Origin of the sequence: Bordetella muralis, assembly GCF_965139205.1 — a bacterium.
GTDB lineage: Bacteria > Pseudomonadota > Gammaproteobacteria > Burkholderiales > Burkholderiaceae_B > Bordetella_A > Bordetella_A muralis.
Map to the genome: position 1 here is coordinate 78980 of NZ_CBCSIU010000001.1, position 15813 is coordinate 94792.

16 protein-coding genes are annotated in these 15813 nt (G+C 57.9%); 2 read left to right on the forward strand and 14 right to left on the reverse strand.

The window, feature by feature from the left end; translation table 11 throughout:
• Positions 1 to 10 precede the first annotated feature (10 nt).
• A complete protein-coding gene (locus tag ACNA0I_RS00330) occupies positions 11 to 490 on the reverse strand; it encodes a carboxymuconolactone decarboxylase family protein (protein WP_415804074.1) in 480 nt (159 codons plus the stop codon).
• A 359-nt stretch (positions 491 to 849) separates the two neighbouring features.
• Between ACNA0I_RS00330 and ACNA0I_RS00335 the strand changes: the two genes are divergently transcribed.
• Positions 850 to 1593, forward strand: a complete 744-nt coding sequence (locus ACNA0I_RS00335) for an SDR family oxidoreductase (RefSeq protein ID WP_415804075.1) — start codon at positions 850 to 852, stop codon at positions 1591 to 1593.
• 43 nt (positions 1594 to 1636) lie between these two features.
• Here ACNA0I_RS00335 and ACNA0I_RS00340 read toward each other — a convergent pair whose 3' ends face one another.
• The 10 genes from ACNA0I_RS00340 to hydA all read right to left on the reverse strand — a co-directional run bounded on the left by ACNA0I_RS00340 (position 1637) and on the right by hydA (position 11722).
• Entirely contained in the window at positions 1637 to 2908 is a 1272-nt protein-coding gene (locus ACNA0I_RS00340) for an MFS transporter (RefSeq protein WP_415804076.1), read from the reverse strand.
• A gap of 61 nt (positions 2909 to 2969) precedes the next feature.
• Positions 2970 to 3917: an N-carbamoyl-D-amino-acid hydrolase gene (locus ACNA0I_RS00345; protein WP_415804077.1), complete on the reverse strand. Its 948-nt coding sequence runs from the start codon at positions 3915 to 3917 to the stop codon at positions 2970 to 2972.
• A 90-nt stretch (positions 3918 to 4007) separates the two neighbouring features.
• Complete coding sequence (locus tag ACNA0I_RS00350; RefSeq protein ID WP_415804078.1) at positions 4008 to 5435, reverse strand: FAD-binding oxidoreductase; 1428 nt, start codon at positions 5433 to 5435, stop codon at positions 4008 to 4010.
• A gap of 4 nt (positions 5436 to 5439) precedes the next feature.
• Entirely contained in the window at positions 5440 to 6099 is a 660-nt protein-coding gene (locus ACNA0I_RS00355; protein ID WP_415804079.1) for an aspartate/glutamate racemase family protein, read from the reverse strand.
• A 30-nt stretch (positions 6100 to 6129) separates the two neighbouring features.
• Complete coding sequence (locus tag ACNA0I_RS00360; RefSeq protein WP_415804080.1) at positions 6130 to 7068, reverse strand: dihydrodipicolinate synthase family protein; 939 nt, start codon at positions 7066 to 7068, stop codon at positions 6130 to 6132.
• A gap of 104 nt (positions 7069 to 7172) precedes the next feature.
• Positions 7173 to 7841: an amino acid ABC transporter permease gene (locus ACNA0I_RS00365; RefSeq protein ID WP_415804081.1), complete on the reverse strand. Its 669-nt coding sequence runs from the start codon at positions 7839 to 7841 to the stop codon at positions 7173 to 7175.
• 15 nt (positions 7842 to 7856) lie between these two features.
• Positions 7857 to 8534: an amino acid ABC transporter permease gene (locus tag ACNA0I_RS00370; RefSeq protein ID WP_415804082.1), complete on the reverse strand. Its 678-nt coding sequence runs from the start codon at positions 8532 to 8534 to the stop codon at positions 7857 to 7859.
• Positions 8534 to 9286, reverse strand: a complete 753-nt coding sequence (locus ACNA0I_RS00375; RefSeq protein WP_415804083.1) for an amino acid ABC transporter ATP-binding protein — start codon at positions 9284 to 9286, stop codon at positions 8534 to 8536. The genes ACNA0I_RS00370 and ACNA0I_RS00375 overlap by 1 nt, the downstream gene beginning before the upstream one ends.
• A 29-nt stretch (positions 9287 to 9315) precedes the next feature.
• On the reverse strand, positions 9316 to 10170 hold the full coding sequence (locus ACNA0I_RS00380; protein WP_415804084.1) for a transporter substrate-binding domain-containing protein: 855 nt from the start codon (positions 10168 to 10170) through the stop codon (positions 9316 to 9318).
• A gap of 52 nt (positions 10171 to 10222) precedes the next feature.
• Entirely contained in the window at positions 10223 to 11722 is a 1500-nt protein-coding gene (hydA, locus tag ACNA0I_RS00385) for a dihydropyrimidinase (protein WP_415804085.1), read from the reverse strand.
• Between the two features lie 254 nt (positions 11723 to 11976).
• Between hydA and ACNA0I_RS00390 the strand changes: the two genes are divergently transcribed.
• Entirely contained in the window at positions 11977 to 12918 is a 942-nt protein-coding gene (locus ACNA0I_RS00390; RefSeq protein ID WP_415804086.1) for a LysR family transcriptional regulator, read from the forward strand.
• 73 nt (positions 12919 to 12991) lie between these two features.
• Here the strand turns inward: ACNA0I_RS00390 and ACNA0I_RS00395 are convergent, their stop codons facing one another.
• Genes ACNA0I_RS00395 through ACNA0I_RS00405 form a run of 3 tightly spaced genes read right to left on the reverse strand, consistent with a single transcriptional unit; the run spans position 12992 to position 15810 of the window.
• Positions 12992 to 13954, reverse strand: a complete 963-nt coding sequence (locus tag ACNA0I_RS00395) for a tripartite tricarboxylate transporter substrate binding protein (RefSeq protein ID WP_415804087.1) — start codon at positions 13952 to 13954, stop codon at positions 12992 to 12994.
• A gap of 51 nt (positions 13955 to 14005) precedes the next feature.
• Entirely contained in the window at positions 14006 to 14773 is a 768-nt protein-coding gene (locus ACNA0I_RS00400) for an SDR family oxidoreductase (RefSeq protein ID WP_415804088.1), read from the reverse strand.
• Between the two features lie 17 nt (positions 14774 to 14790).
• Positions 14791 to 15810, reverse strand: a complete 1020-nt coding sequence (locus ACNA0I_RS00405; protein WP_415804089.1) for a cyclase family protein — start codon at positions 15808 to 15810, stop codon at positions 14791 to 14793.
• Between the last annotated feature and the right edge of the window lie 3 nt (positions 15811 to 15813).

Here is a 15813-nt window from a genome sequence, read left to right on the forward strand (position 1 = left end):
GATGAATTCCTTAGCTCAGATTGGCTTTGTCCAGGCCATAGGCCTTGTCCGCTGAACCCGGAACCGTCTGGAATCCCACGTTCAGACGATTCCAGCCGTTGATCGCCATGATGGCGAAACTCAGCTCCGTCAGCTCTTTTTCCGAATACTGCGTACGCACGCGCTCGTAGATATCGGCAGGCACGCCCTGTGCAGGCAGGTGGGTCAGTACCTCGGTCCATGCCAGCGCGGCGCGTTCACGCGGCGAAAACAATGTAGATTCGCGCCAAATGGCAACGTGGTGCAGACGCAGCTCGCGTTCGCCCTGGATCTTGGCCTGCTTGACGTGCATATCGAGGCAAAACCCGCAGCCATTGAGTTGCGACGCACGGATATCGACCAGATTGAGGATCTCGTGCTCGATGGAGCCGGATTTCACGAGCATGCCAAACTCGACGAATTTCTTGAACAACTCAGGGGATTGCGCAAACGCGTTGATACGCTGACTCATGATGATTCCCTCGATATAGATTGACGCCGCCCGCCCGGCGGCTCGAAAACGGTCGTTGCAACGGTGCAGCAACGGACAGTCACATCGTAGGGGGCCAGGGAGTCCACCGGTAGGTCCTCCGAGGGGATCATGATGTTGATTGAATAACACCAATCGTCGATCGCCTTGCACGAGAATCATCGGGAAAGCGCATTCCAGGTTTCGGGGTAAACGCGCATCGGCCAGGCTATCGCCCGACTTTAAACCCCGCCATTATTCAAATCCTTGAATAGTCCATGCAAATTTGGCCAGATTATCCAACTAAAAATAACGAATAAAGTCTCTTTACGCCATTCCGGCAGATAACCAAGGACATCAACATGAACGCCCCTTCCCCCTTGCGAGTCGCCCTGGTCACAGGAGGATCCCGCGGCATCGGTGCCGCCATCTCGGAGCGCCTGGCAGCTGACGGCTACGCGGTGGCCGTCAATTACGCCGGTCGGCGCGACGATGCGGAACAAGTCGTGGAACGTATCCGCGCATCAGGCGGCGAGGCCCACGCCCTGCAAGCCGACGTCAGCGACAACGCCGCAGTCGAACAGTTGTTCGATGCCACCGAGGCCCGCTACGGCGGCATCGACGTGTTGGTCAACAACGCGGGCGTTATGCATCTATCGGCCATCGCGCAGTTTGACGATGCTGCGTTCGATCGCCTGATCAACATCAATCTGAAAGGCAGCTTCAACGCCATGCGCCAGGCCGCACGGCGCATGCGCGAGGGCGGACGCATCATCAACTTCTCGACCAGCGTCATCGGCCTGAGACAAGAGGGTTATGGCGTCTACGCCGCCACCAAGGCCGCGGTCGAAACCCTGACTGGCGTGCTGTCTAAAGAGTTACGGGGGAAGTCGATCACGGTCAATGCCGTGGCTCCCGGCCCTACTGCGACCGACTTGTTTCTGGACGGCAAATCCACCGAGCTGATCGAGCGGCTGGCCAAACTGAATCCGATGGAGCGGCTGGGCACACCGGCAGACATTGCCAACGTCGTATCGTTTCTCGCGAGCCCGCAGGGTTCATGGGTGAACGGGCAGACGCTGCGGGCCAATGGTGGAATGAACTGATGGTTTGACCATCGCTGTAGCGCCACAGCGATGGTCGCGCGGCTTATTCGAGCTCCGCCCCTTTCAACTCGGGAATCAGCCAGATCGTGGCAAAGATATCGATCAGATAAATCATGGCCAATGCGGCGATGGCAATCCCAAACGAATAATAGGAGGCCAGAGCGCCAATCACCAACGGACTGAAGCCCCCCACTCCCCGCCCGATGCTCCAGAGCACGTTTTGGGCAGTCCCCCGCGCGTGAGTCGGATAGAGCTCTGCCAAGAGCGCGCCGTACCCGCCCATCATGCCGTTGACGAACACGCCCATCACCACCCCACCGATCAACAATGCCTCCGGCGAGGTCAGGGTCGAATAAACGAACACCATGACAAGCGCACCGATCTGATAACCGACAAACGTGGGGCGCCGGCCGATCCGATCCGCCAATTGGCCGAAGATCCAGATACCCACCAGCATCCCGATGATCGATGCCCCCGTCCACACGGCGGATTTTGCCAGGCTATAGCCGAACATCTTCGACAAATAGGCCGGCATCCAGACAATGAGTCCGTAGTACCCGAAGTTCTGTACCGAACACAGAATGATCACGCCGATGCTGCGCTTGGTCGTCTCAGCATCACGGAACAATGTCTTGATCGGGAACTCGCGCTTTTTCTTCTTTGTAGAGCGCAGGAAGATCTCGGATTCGCCAATGACTTTGCGAATGATGAACGATCCCACTGCAGGAAAGAGCCCCACAACAAACATGCCGCGCCACCCGATGTGCGGCAAGAGCAATGGCGTCAATACCGCCGCCCCCAGCACCCCCAGTTGCCATCCCATTCCCACATACGACGACACACGGCCACGTTTCTCTGCCGGCCATGCCTCGATAGCCAGCGCCATACCGATACCGAATTCGCCGCCCAGACCAAGCCCCGCCAGGAATCGATACGCCATCAAGTCCCAGTAGCCAACGGCCAAGGCGCAAAGGCCTGTGAATATCGCGAACATCAGGATGGTGTACGTCAACACCCTGACTCGACCGTAGTAATCGCTGAGGATACCGAAACCGATTCCGCCAAAAATCCCGCCGATCAGCGTCGCGGTGACCAACGACCCGCTTTGTGCTTCGGTCAAGCCGAGCTCAAGTCCAATCACATTCAGCATGAACCCGAGGATCAGGAGATCAAAGCCATCCATGGCATAGCCGGAGACGGCCGCGATCAGTGCCCGCATCGGGCTGTTGCGCGCCCCATCATTTTGAGTGTCGGCATCGTGAGATGCCGGGGCGGCACTCAAGGCCTCGGTACCCGAGGTATTGTATTGACTCATTTATTTCCCTTTTTTGCCTGGCCGGCGAAACACGGATTCGCCGGCCTCAAAGACGTGCAGATCAGATCTTTGGAATCGGCAAAGGCTCGCCCGCACCGGTGCGCTCTACAATGATTTTGTAGTGCTCCGGGCGGCGATGCTTGGCGAAATTGAAGACGTGATTACGGAAATTCTCGACCCACGACAGATCTGCCGAGGTCACAATGACCTCGTCGTCCTCGGATATGGCGCGTGCAACAATTTCACCGGTCGGCGCGACAATAACGGAGCCGCCAATCATGTGATGCCCATCTTCCGATCCGCATTTGGCGGCGGCGGCGATCCACATTGCATTCTGATAGGCACTGGCCTGCAGCGACACCAGATGAGTCGACATGCGCAAATGCACAGGCTCATTCCAATGAATGTTGACAGACGGCGTGTTGTAGCCCAATACCCCGACCTCTGCACTCTGCAGCGACATCACGCGCCAGGTCTCGGGCCAACGGCGATCGTTGCACAGGCACATGCCAACGCGCGTATCGAATGCCTCAAATACCGGAATACCCACGTCGCCCACCTCGAAGAATTTCTTCTCCAGATGCTGAAACGGTGCATCCACCTTGTGATCGGAATGCCCTGGCAAGTGGATCTTGCGATACTTTCCGATGACGTTGGCGTTCGCATCGACCAGGATACTGGTGTTAAAGCGCTGGCCGGTGGGAGTCAGTTCTGCATATCCCAGATAGAACCCGACGCCCCGAGCCTTCGCAGCATCGAATAGCGGCTGCACATCCTTGTTCGGCATGGACCGTTCAAAAAAACGTTCGACGGCCTCTTCCTCGGTCATCCAGTAACGCGGAAAGAAGGTGGTCAGGGCCAGCTCCGGGAAAACAACGAGCTTCGCTCCTCTGGAGGCGGCCTCGTTCAACATTTCGACGAGTCTCTTTACCACGGCGGCACGGCTATCGTCCAAATGCACCGGCCCCATCTGGGCAACGGCGATTCCCAAGTGTCTGCTATTACTCATACTTATCTCATTTAAAAAAATGCACGACGTTGAAAAAAACCGTGCAGTACTGCGAAAAAATTTCATGCCCTGATGTTTGAGCCGCAATGCTCAAAGCAGCTTCCCAGGGTTCATGATCTGGTTCGGATCCATAGACTGCTTGAGCTGCATCATCAGATCCAGCTCGACGGAGGATTTGTAGTTACGCAGCTCATCGCGCCGCAATTGCCCGACGCCATGTTCGGCGCTGATACTGCCATTGGCCTCATGGACGAGGTCATGCACAACGCGATTGAGCAGCCTCACGGCTTGCGACATTTCAGCCGCGGGCGTGTCTAGCGGCATCAGCACATTGAAATGCAAGTTGCCATCGCCCATATGTCCAAAATTAATGATGCAAGCGTCGGGCTTGACCTTTTTCACGGCGGCGTCCGCATCAGCCACGAATCGAGGTAACTTCGATATGGGTAAAGCAATATCGTGCTTGATCGCCTTGCCAGCCCGGACCTGCGCCTGCGAGATTCCCTCACGGATTTTCCAGAATGCCTGCCGTTGTGCAATATTGAGCCCGACAACGGCGTCTTCGACATAGCCAGCGGCCATGGCCCGCTCGAGCGTCCCTTCCAGCATTTCTGCCAAGCCACTCTCGCGAGTATCGGCCAGCTCGACCAGAGCATGGAATTTATGCGCACTCGCCAACGGCTGTCTTGCATCCGTGATGTGCTGCATGATGAGATCCACCGAGGCTTGCGTCAGCATCTCGAACGCGACAAGGCGGTCGCCGCAGGTATCTCGGCTCAGTGCCAGCAAGGCCAACAGGTTTTCCATGCTATCGCAACCGACCCACGCCGCCACGCGGGCCACGGGTCGCGGAAACAGTTTGAGTACGGCGGCGGTCACCACGCCGAGCGTTCCCTCCGAGCCGATGAACAGGTCTCTCAACGCATAGCCGGTATTGTCTTTACGCAATGCACGCAGACCATTCCAGATGCGGCCATCGGGCAGTACGACCTCCAGTCCCAGCGCCAGGTCGCGGGTATTGCCATAACGCAGTACCGCAACACCCCCGGCATTGGTCGCCAGGTTGCCCCCAATGGTGCAACTGCCCTCGGACCCCAGGCTGAGAGGGAAATAGCGATTCACCTCCTGAGCCGCCTCTTGAACATGTGCGAGCAACACCCCTGCCTCAGCGGTGATCGTATTGTTCAAGGGATCGACTTCTCTGATGCGCCGCAGCCGCGACGTGCTCAGGATCAACTGCGCACCGCTGTCATCAGGCGTGGCCCCGCCACTCATTCCCGTATTGCCTCCCTGAGTCACTACGGGAATGCGTGTTTCGTGACAGAGCCGCATCACCTGTGCGACCTGCTCAGTACTCTCTGGACGCACCACCGCGCAACTGCGGCCGTGCCACTTCTTCAGCCAGTCAGTGTCGTGATCGTCTTTCTGCTGCGCGTCGCTGACGAGTCCCGGCTCTCCGACGATTTCGGATAAACGCTGCAAGAACTGGGACTTGAGGTGGGGAATGGATCGGCTCATGCGCTCACCATCCCAGGCGCAGGCGTCCCAGCGCCATGGCGACGGTTGCCTGGCTGGGCTCGACGACGGGCAGCCCGACGGCTTGTTGCAACGATTCGCGATAGCTCGCCATCCCGGCGCATCCCATGACCAGGACATCGGCCCGATGTTCGTCTCGCAGCGACTTGCCGGCCTCGATCATGGACTTCAAGGTCGCTTCGCTGTCGGCCAACTCCGCCACCGTACGCCCAATCGCGACCTCTCCTGCCACACGATCATTGATCCCCATCGCGGCCCAGGCCCGCATATGCCGGGGAATGGACACATCCAGGATGGCGATGACGCCAAACCTCTGGCCTAGAGTCATCGCCGTCAGAGCCGAGCCTTCGCTGATACCCAGCGACAAAACGCCCGGTATCTCGCGCAGCGAATGCAGCCCGGGATCGCTGAAGCACGCCGTCACGAACCCCGCAGCATCCTCTCGATGCTGCTCGGCGAACTCTCGCACCAGCACAGCGGCCAGATCAACATCGCGCTGGGTCTGAATCCCAGGCGGCCCATCCTTTAATGTCACGCACTCGATCTTCGGCGCGTCATCCTGGCGCAGAATATCCAGCGCAGCGTCAATCCCGGCGGTCACACCCGTGTTGCTATTTGGATTGATCACATAAAGCGTTTTCTTCATGGCTTGTCCTTTGGTGGCTGTCAGTTTTTCTTATCGAGCCAACGCGATTTCCTGGCGCGCGATCAGACGCGTCAGTTCTTCATAATCCCGTGCATCCAGAACGGGGCCGGGCTTGCGCACAAATGCCGAACGAATCGCGCCGCGGCGGCGCAACGTTTCCTTGCGCAAGGCCAAGCCGATGCCGTACTGGAACTCATGACGCAGCAACGGCAGATACACGTTGAACAGATCTTCCGCGGCTTCGGATTTCCCCTCGCTAAACAGCCGGCATACCTGAACCAACATCTCGGGAAACGCAAACCCCGTCATCGCGCCATCGGCGCCGCGCAGCATTTCCTGCGGCAGGAACAGTCCGCCATTGCCCACCAGAATACTGATGCGGCGGCGTCCGCCCGCCTCACTGTCCTGCCGGACTTGGCTCAGCTTGCGCATACCGGGAAAGTCCTCGTGCTTGAGCATGACCACCTGCTCGAACTCGTCGATCAGCCGATTGATGACTGATACCGATGTGTGCACACCCGTCGCCTGAGGGAAATCCTGCAGGCAGATCGGTGTGTCTCGCCCCAGTAATTTCGCAATATTGGCGTAGTAACCGTAGACCTGCTCGTCAGTCTTCAGATTGGGGACCGGGGCAACCATGACTCCCGCCGCGCCCAGATCCATTGCCTCCTTGGAGAGCCGTTCGATGTGTCGATTCGACGAATGGCTCACGCCCACCACGACCGGCACTCGGGCATCAACGCGTTTGAGGATGCGTTCCATCACCAGGGTTGTTTCCGCTTCGCTGAGCTTGGGGGCCTCGCCCATCATGCCCAGGATAGTGAAGCCGGTCACGCCTTTCTCAAGATAAAAATCGGTCAGGCTGTCGATGCTATACAGGTCAACCTCACCTTGATCATCAAACGGCGTCGCCGCAATGATGTACACGCCGCTGGCCTGCTCTGTGAGGCGATGCGATTGGGTAGCCATAGGTAGAATCACTCCAAAAAGTCTTGATCAGCCCACTCAGGGCGTAGTTTCCCCACGAGGACGTATCAGTGCGTCCTGAAATTCGTGAATAGTGTCTGTATCGTCTAGCGCGACCGCCTATGCTCCAGCCTACCCAACCAGCGGGTCAGCGGCCACAACAACACCAGATACATCAGCGCCGCGAGCACAATGGGCGACGGGTTATAGAGCAGCGCCTGAGCATCTCTGGCAGAACGCAGCAGCTCCGGGAGCGCCACGACACTGGCGATGGTCGTCAACTTCAACACCTCGATACTGTTACCCACCAGATCAGGCAGCACATTCCGCGCGGCCTGAGGAATCAGGACATAGCAAAGCGCCTGCCAGCGCGCCAGCCCGGTCGAGCGAGCAGCTTCCATCTGCCCTTTCGGTACGCCCTCGAGACCGGCTCGAAACACCTCTGCGTAATAGCTCGCGTTATTCAATACAAAAGCGATGACGACGGCAGTCAGCTTGTCCAGTTCCACCCCGAGGAACGGCCAACCGAAGTAGACCAGTATGAGCAACACCAACGGAGGAAAAGCGCGGAAAAAATCGATATACGCAATCACCGCCCAACGCAGCCATCGGCGGCTGGATTGTGTGACGATCACCGCCAGCACCAGCCCTGATAGGGCGCCAAGCGGAATCACGATGGCCGACAACCATACGGTGGTCCAGAGGCCCTTCATCAAATACGGAAAAACATCCGCATAAAGAGGCAGGTTAAAGAAGTTCTGGATCAGATTTTCCATAGTGTCATCCAGCGCTCAGCATCGAACCCAATTTCTTTCCAGCCATCTGGACAGGATCACCAAAGGCAGGAAAATGACTACGTACGACAAGGCCGCCATCATCAAAGGCGTGGGATTCCCGGACAGGCTGCTTGCGCCTTGCGCCGCATTGAGCAACTCGTTCAGTGACACGACCGATCCCAATGCCGTGTTCTTCGTGATGGAAATGATGCGATTGGTCAGCGTAGGCACGGCACGCCGCAGCGCCTGCGGCAATACGACCCATCGCATCGCGGACCACCATGACAAGCCTGTCGATCGCGCCGCCTCCATCTGGCCATCAGGCAATGACGAGATTCCCGCCCAGACGCTTTCTTCGGCATAAGCAGCCAGCACCAGAGAGAGCGCAAACCACGTCACGAACAATGCCGACAAGGGCAGGCCCACCTCGGGCAGACCGAAATACATCACGATCAGGATCACCAGGGGCGGCAACGACCTCAACACATCGGCAAACGCCACGATCATCAACGTCAGGACGCGGCATTCCAGCGCCCGGAGTATGGCCAGGGCCACACCCAGGACAGTGCCCGTCAGCACCACAGCCAGCCCGGTTCCCAACGTCACCGCCGCGCCGGCAGCGAGTGCCGGCAGATATTGGACGGCAATATCGACGTTGAAAAACGTAAAGAAAAATCCGCTGGACGTCCCCATCAGTGAACGAGCCTGTTTGCGTAGCGAGCCAAAAAGCTGCGGGTTCGTGTTTCTTTTGGATGCTCGAAGATATCGGCCGCGCTGCCTTGCTCTACAACGACCCCGCCATCCATAAAGACGACTTTGTCCGCGACGGCATGCGCAAATGCCATTTCGTGCGTGACCACCAGCATCGTCATGCCGCTTGCCCGCAGCTCTCGCATGACGCCCAACACGTCTTCGACCAGCTCGGGGTCCAGCGCACTGGTCGGCTCATCAAATAAGATGATCTGGGGCGCGAGCGCAATGGCTCGTGCGATGCCGACACGCTGTTGCTGTCCACCCGACAGCTGTGCCGGCATGGCATCTGCCTTATGCCCCAATCCGACGCGCTCCAATGCCGACATGGCGATCTTGCGAGCTTCGTCCGTGCTGTGTTTCTGCACTTTGCACAGCGCCAGCTTGACGTTATCCAACGCATTCAGGTGGGGATACAGATTGAACTGTTGAAACACCATCCCCACATCCTGACGCATCCGGTTGATATCCGTCTTGGGATCCAGCACGTTATGGCCATTGGCTACGATGCGGCCAGAGCTGGGGACTTCCAGCAGATTGCAGCATCGCAACATCGTGCTTTTCCCGGAACCCGAAGGGCCGATCACGCACACGAGTTGCCCTTTATCCACCTGCAGGTCTATGCCGCGCAACACCTCGGTCTGACCATACTGTTTGCACAAACCGGAAATCTCAAGAATGGCATTGGTACTCATGACACACTCCCTCAGTTCAGGTCTGCTGCTCAGGCGCACTTAGGCTGTACCGGCGCGGGGTCGTAGCCTTCCATATCGGGCACGCCCGTTCCCGGCGCGATGCGCACGGCGGCATCTTCTGCCACGGGCTTGAATCCGAACCATTTCTCCGCCAGCTTTGACACCGTTCCATCCTGCTTCATGCATTTCAGGACATTCGATACCTGGAGCCGTCCCTCCTGGTCATCCTTGCGAAATGCCAGTGCCCATACCAGGCCCGTCTTGATGGTGTAGCTGGTCACCATACGCGGGTTCTGCTTCGCCACCCAGGCGACCACGGTTGTTCCCGCCAGATTGAAATCTGCGCGCGATGCCTGCACCGCTTGAACCGCATCCGCATTGCCGCCATAAACGTCGTAGCGAAAACCATATTTCGCGGCGTTGTCGTGTGCCCAGGCCTCGTAATTGGAGCCCTTGTTCACGGCGATCACCTTGCCCTTCAATTGCTCCAGTGACTCGAGGGGCGGCTCATTCTTGCGGCCGAGAAACGTGTAGTCCGTATCCAGGTACCCTTCTGTGAACAACAAGGCCTTCGCGCGTTCCGGTGTCACAGTGACCGGCGCAATCAGGAAATCGTATCGGCGGCTGTTCAGCCCCGGCACCAGCCCGGAAAACTCCGCAGGCTCGATGGTGATTTCACGGCCCAGACGTTTTGCGATCTCTTTGCCGAGATCTACGTTGAACCCTTGCAGCCCGCCACCCAGACTGGCCATGGCGTGCGGCGCGAACGTGGCGTCCACGGCCGTCCGTATAGGTGCGGTTTGCGCAGCGCTCTGATTTGCCACCCCGACCAACAACGAACTTCCGATCAAGCAACTACGAAAAAACAGTTTCAGACCTTGCATGAACATCCCCTTGTTCTGTCAGGAATTCACCGGAATACCGGCTTGTGTGAAACTACTCAGTTGCGGTTGCGGATTTCAGCCCGATAAACTGGCTGAATATCCCGCGGCCTTCGGCAGGCGCGCGGCGGTTCAACACGGGATCGGGACGAGACCTCGCGATGAATTGGCCGCTGCCGCGCTCGACTTGGAGCAGGTTGTCTTTGACGACACAACGCCCGCGGCTGTAGACCTCGACCGGCCAGCCTTGGATTTCCCTGCCTTCATAGGGCGTGTAGCCGACACGGTCGTGCAGCATCTCGGCAGACACCACCGTCTTGCGATTCGGATCCCAAAGCACCAGGTCGGCATCCGCGCCCACAGCGATCGACCCTTTTCGCGGAGCCAGACCGTACATGTGCGCATGATTGGTCGACGTCAAGGCCACGAACTCCTCGGGCGTCAAACGGCCTTTCATCACCCCTTCGGAAAACAGCAGGGGCAAGCGCAACTCGATCCCGGGCACGCCATTGGCCATTTCTTTGAACGTGGTGGCGTCGCCTTTGGGCAGCTTTCCCGACTCGTCAAAACGATAAGGCGCATGGTCAGAGGAATAGACATTCAACGTCCCATCCTTGAAACCTTGCCACACGGCTTCTTGCGACGCCTTGTCTCCAGGAGGCGGGCTGCAGCAGAATTTCGCGCCTTCGAATCCCGGCAAATCAGAGTCTTTCGCCTCGAGAAACAGGTATTGCGGGCAGCTCTCGGCATACACCTGAGCCCCCAAATGCTGCGCCTTGCGAATGATGTCCACAGTCTCGGCGCCTGCAACGTGCACGATAAGCACCGGCACATTGATCAACCGAGACAGCGCGATGGCGCGATGCGTTGCCTCTGATTCCGCCAGCGGATCGTGCGATACCGCATGAAACTTTGGCGCCGTATGGCCGCGCTCCAGCAAGCGGCGTGCGACCCAACGGATCATGTCGTGATTCTCGGCATGCAGCATGACCATCGCCCCACGCTCACCCGCCACTGCCAGCACATCCAGCAGTTGATAGTCATCGAGCTTGAGCTTGTCATAGGTCATGTAGACCTTGAACGAGGTAATGCCTGCATCGATGACGGCGGGCAGATCGTGCATCAACGCCTGTTCGTCGGGGTTGGCCAGGATCAAATGGAATCCGTAGTCGATGACAGCTTTTTCTCTGGCCCGGCGCGAGTAGTCCTCCAGCACATCGGGGATACGGTCATTTCGATGCTGAGCGGCAAAGGACAGAATCGTGGTGGTGCCGCCAAAAGCAGCGGAGACCGTACCGGAGTAAAAATCGTCTGCGCACATCACACCCATGCCGGACAATTGCTCAATGTGCGTATGGCTGTCGATGCCGCCGGGCAGTACCCACAGACCGTCCGCATCCACGTCCTGCTTGCCGGCAGGCAGCCCCTGCCCAATCTCAACGATGACACCGTTGCGCACACCGATATCGGCGAAAAAAGTGCGGTCCGCATTGCTTATCCGCCCGTTGCGGATAGTGAGATCGAATTCGACGGGAGACGTATCTGAAGGCTGCATCGGTGAATGGCTCAGGGAGTTCCAATTGGGAGAATTATTGGACCTCCTTTACCCTTATGCCTATTGCTTCTTTAGCCCCATTGATTAACATGAGGTTAAGGATTTTCAGCCAGCGTAGATGTTTTTCAAGGGAAAACCCTTAATTAATTGGGGAAAATTCGCCCTTTGTTCAAATTTGACTACCCAACGTTGGCATAAGTGTTAACCCTTAATCGCAACCGGCGCCCCTCAGGCCAGCCTCGATACCCCCTCCTATGAAGCTCAATATCCGACAGATCGAAGTGTTTCGTGCCGTGATGATTACCGGGTCCATCCGGGGAGCTTCCGAAATGCTGTTCGTCTCGCAGCCCGCCGTCAGCCGGCTGCTCTCGCACACCGAACAGCGCATCGGTTTTCCGCTATTCAATCGGATCCGCGGACGCCTGCAGGCCACGCTGGAAGCCAAGAAGCTGTTTCATGAAGTCGAGGTCGTATACGAAGGCGTGCAGCGCGTAAACGATATGGCGCGCGAACTGTTTGAACACCAGGAAGGAATTCTCAACATTGTCGCCAGCCCTAGCCTGGGCCAGATGCTCATACCGGTTGCCATTGCCAGCTATCGGCATACGCACCCGCACGTAAAGCTCACGTTCCATTATCTGAATCACAACCCGTTGACCGAACGGTTGCTGAAACGACAGGCGGATCTCGCCGTCACGATCCTCCCCATCAAACACCCCAGTCTGGAACAAGAAGAAATCGCACGCGCGCAATTGGTGTGCATCTGCCCATACAACCATCCGCTGTCACGCAGGGCCGTCCTCGAGATCAAAGACCTGCTGGCGTATCCATTCATCTCGTACGAAAAATCGTCGCCGTTTGGACGCATGGTGCAGGGCATGTTCGAAGAAAGCGAGCTGCCGCTGCGTCCCGTCGTCGAGGTAGGGTCGCCGCAAAATGCGTGTGCGCTTGTCCAAGCGGGCGCAGGCATAGCCCTGGTTGACCAGTTCTCGGCCCGCAGCTGGTCGGCCAGCCGATTTGTCACGCGTCCGATTGCAGAGAGCCCGACCCTGCGGGCTCACTTGGTTCGTCTGCGCGATGAGCCCGTCTCGCAACTATCGCAGTCCTTTATTGACACGCTGAAGGACGTCATTCGGAAAGAAGGACATTCGGGGATCGAGATACCAGGTGCGGAGGCTGTTCTACCGCAATCCTGAACCTGCTGCGCCAATATCGGACCTGGCGGCATGACGACGCCAGCTGCTCCACACAGCGCCAGCAAATAGACGCCTACCGGTCTTTCACCGGCGCCCCCGCAGCCTCCAAGCGCGGCAACATGAGCTTGTATTCCTGTTTGAGGAGCTGGGCATAGTCCTGTCCGCTGAGATAGGCGGGGTCTATGCCCATCTTGCTCAAACCGCTCACAAGATCGGGATTCTTCATCGCCGCTGCCAACGCCTGTTCCAGCCTCGAGCGCACAGATGCAGGCGTTCCCTTCGGTACAGCGACGCCCATCCAGGAACCGATTTCCACATCCACGCCGGCTTCTTTCAAGGTAGGCATGTCCGGCAAGGTCTGCCATCTATCGGGGCTGGCTGACGCCAATAGGCGGACTTTCCCCGACTCTACGAATGGGGTTATCTCTGAAGGAGTCTGGATCACGGCCGCAATCTGCCCCGCAGCTAATGCTGTCACAGCCTCGGTGCCGGACTTATACAGGACTTGCTCCAGATTGGCGCCGGTCTTCTTGGCAATGTCAAAAAAAGCGAGATTATTGGGTGCTCCCGGCGTGCCGAAGAACAGCGGCTGTCCCTTGGCACCGCGTGCGGCTTGCACAAATTCCTGTACCGTCTTGTACGGTGCGTTTGCCTGAACTGCCAATCCATAGCGATATCGACCTGAACCACCGATAAATTCGAAATCGTCAATCGTATAGGGAACATCGATCATATGAGGCGTAATTGATACGGCGGACAGCGTGATAATGCCGAGCGTATAGCCGTCAGGGGGCTGCCGCATTAGATGAGCAGGTCCCAGTGTTGCCTGGGCTCCTGCCTTGTTTTCCACGACGACAGGTTTTTTGAGTTCCTGTTCCAAGGCTTTCGCCAGCAGTCTGGCCGCGACATCGGTGACTCCCCCTGCGCCATAATTTACGATCAGACGCACTTCCCGATCAGGATACGCAGCCGCACAGACCATCGACATCGAAAAACTGATGCACAACCCCGCAAGCAGATATCTCATCCAGCCCATTTTTTGTCTCCTGTTATTGTGGCGCGTCGATCAAAAGCGACGTGCATCGTGCTAGCCCATAAACGAACCACCATTCACATCAAGCACGGCGCCGGTAACAAAGCCAGCCTCCTCCGAGGCCAAGAACGCCACTGCTGCTGCAACGTCCCCCACCGTTCCTAGCCGTCCAACCGGGATGCGAGTCAAATACTGAGCGTTGACGTCAGCGCCTGCCGCATTGGCCATCGGCGTCACGATGCGGCCGGGCGCCACACAGTTCGCCGTCACCCCGTATGGCCCAGCCTCGCCTGCGAGATTGCGCGCCAAGGTCACCAATCCAGCCTTGGACGCCGCATAGTGGCCTCCGGCGACCGTTGACAACGTGCGTGCAGCTTGAGACGAGATATTCACTATCCGTCCATAGCCCAGCTTTCTCATGAACGGCAAGCTGGCCTGAGCACATAGGAAAGCGCCTGTTAAATTGACGTCGATGACCTCGCGCCACTCGGCCACGTCTACCGTTTCCATCGACGCCCGTTTGCCGCCGTGCTTTGGTGATATGCCTGCGTTGTTGACGAGAATATCGACTCTGCCAAATCGATCGGCGATGGCGCGAAAAGCCAATGCAACGGCCTCACTGTCAGCCACGCTGCCCGAGACAGCCAATGACCGCTGCCCATTCGCGTCCAGCTCATCTTGTGCCCGGCGCGTCTGTGTTTCGTCCACATCCCACAACACGACAGAAGCGCCCTCGGCATAAAAGCGCTGTGCGACGGCATATCCGATCCCCTGGCGGGCCCCAGTCACGATCGCCACTCGGCCCTCGAAACGAGCTTTCATGATGTCTATTCCCATAGCTACACCGTGGCCACGGGAGTAAGAGGAGAACCGAACGAGCCCGGCAACCGCAACGGCGGGCTGGTCAGCATGAAATGATGCCGGTTATTGGCGCGCAGCCATCGCGCAAGTGGCGTGAGATACCAGAGTTCGCCCAGATGGATGCCCAACCGGAACAAACAGACCTGGTGCAGCGGCAACCCCTCGCAATGATCACAACCCTGGTGATCATAGGGATAGGCCTCGACAGCAAAATTATCCGCAATCAAGACAGAGATACCGCTATCCTCTATCCATTGCGCAAGCCGCTTGTCGCGACCGTCCAGCACCGCGCATGAATGATGCAATACATGCGGATCCGGATCGCCTTTCATATCGACGAGTTTCTGAGCAAATCCCGTATGCAGGCACAACATATCGCCAGGAGCGACATCGACTTTATCCGTATCGATCACCCGCTTTAACATTTCATAATCGACAAGCGTCCGTGCATCGCCATAGTGCGCATGCAGATCTATCAATACGCCCCTGCCCTGAACGCAAGTCTCGGCCATCTTCTCGATGCCCAATCGGTGTGCATACGCCGGCTCGGCTGACTGCGGCGGCTTGATGTGTTCGTCCGCGCGAAAGCCGTTGTAGTACATCGGCTGCGCAGTGCCATCACCCTGCGAATCGAAATATTGGCCCACGTGAGACAACGCGTCCCATTGCGTCGAATACTGAGTAAACAGCGTGACCGAGTCATCGCTGGAACAATCCACATAACGGCTATCTTCCAGCTTCAGCGGGTAATTGACGCTGGGCTTGCCTTGTTTTCGAGTGGCCACGTGACGTTGCGGCGGGTGCCGGTTCGGATTCAGCGCCGTCCCGCCGGGCAAATCCAATGGCAGGCTCAGGCAGAACGCAATCCCCTCGCGGATTTCCCGGGCAGCCGCCAGGCGCTTTTCGGGCGTGAGGAGATTCAATCGCCCCAGTTCATCGTCCTCGCCATAATCCCCCCAGTTCGAACCGGGTGGACGTACTTTCCAACGCTTCGACATTTC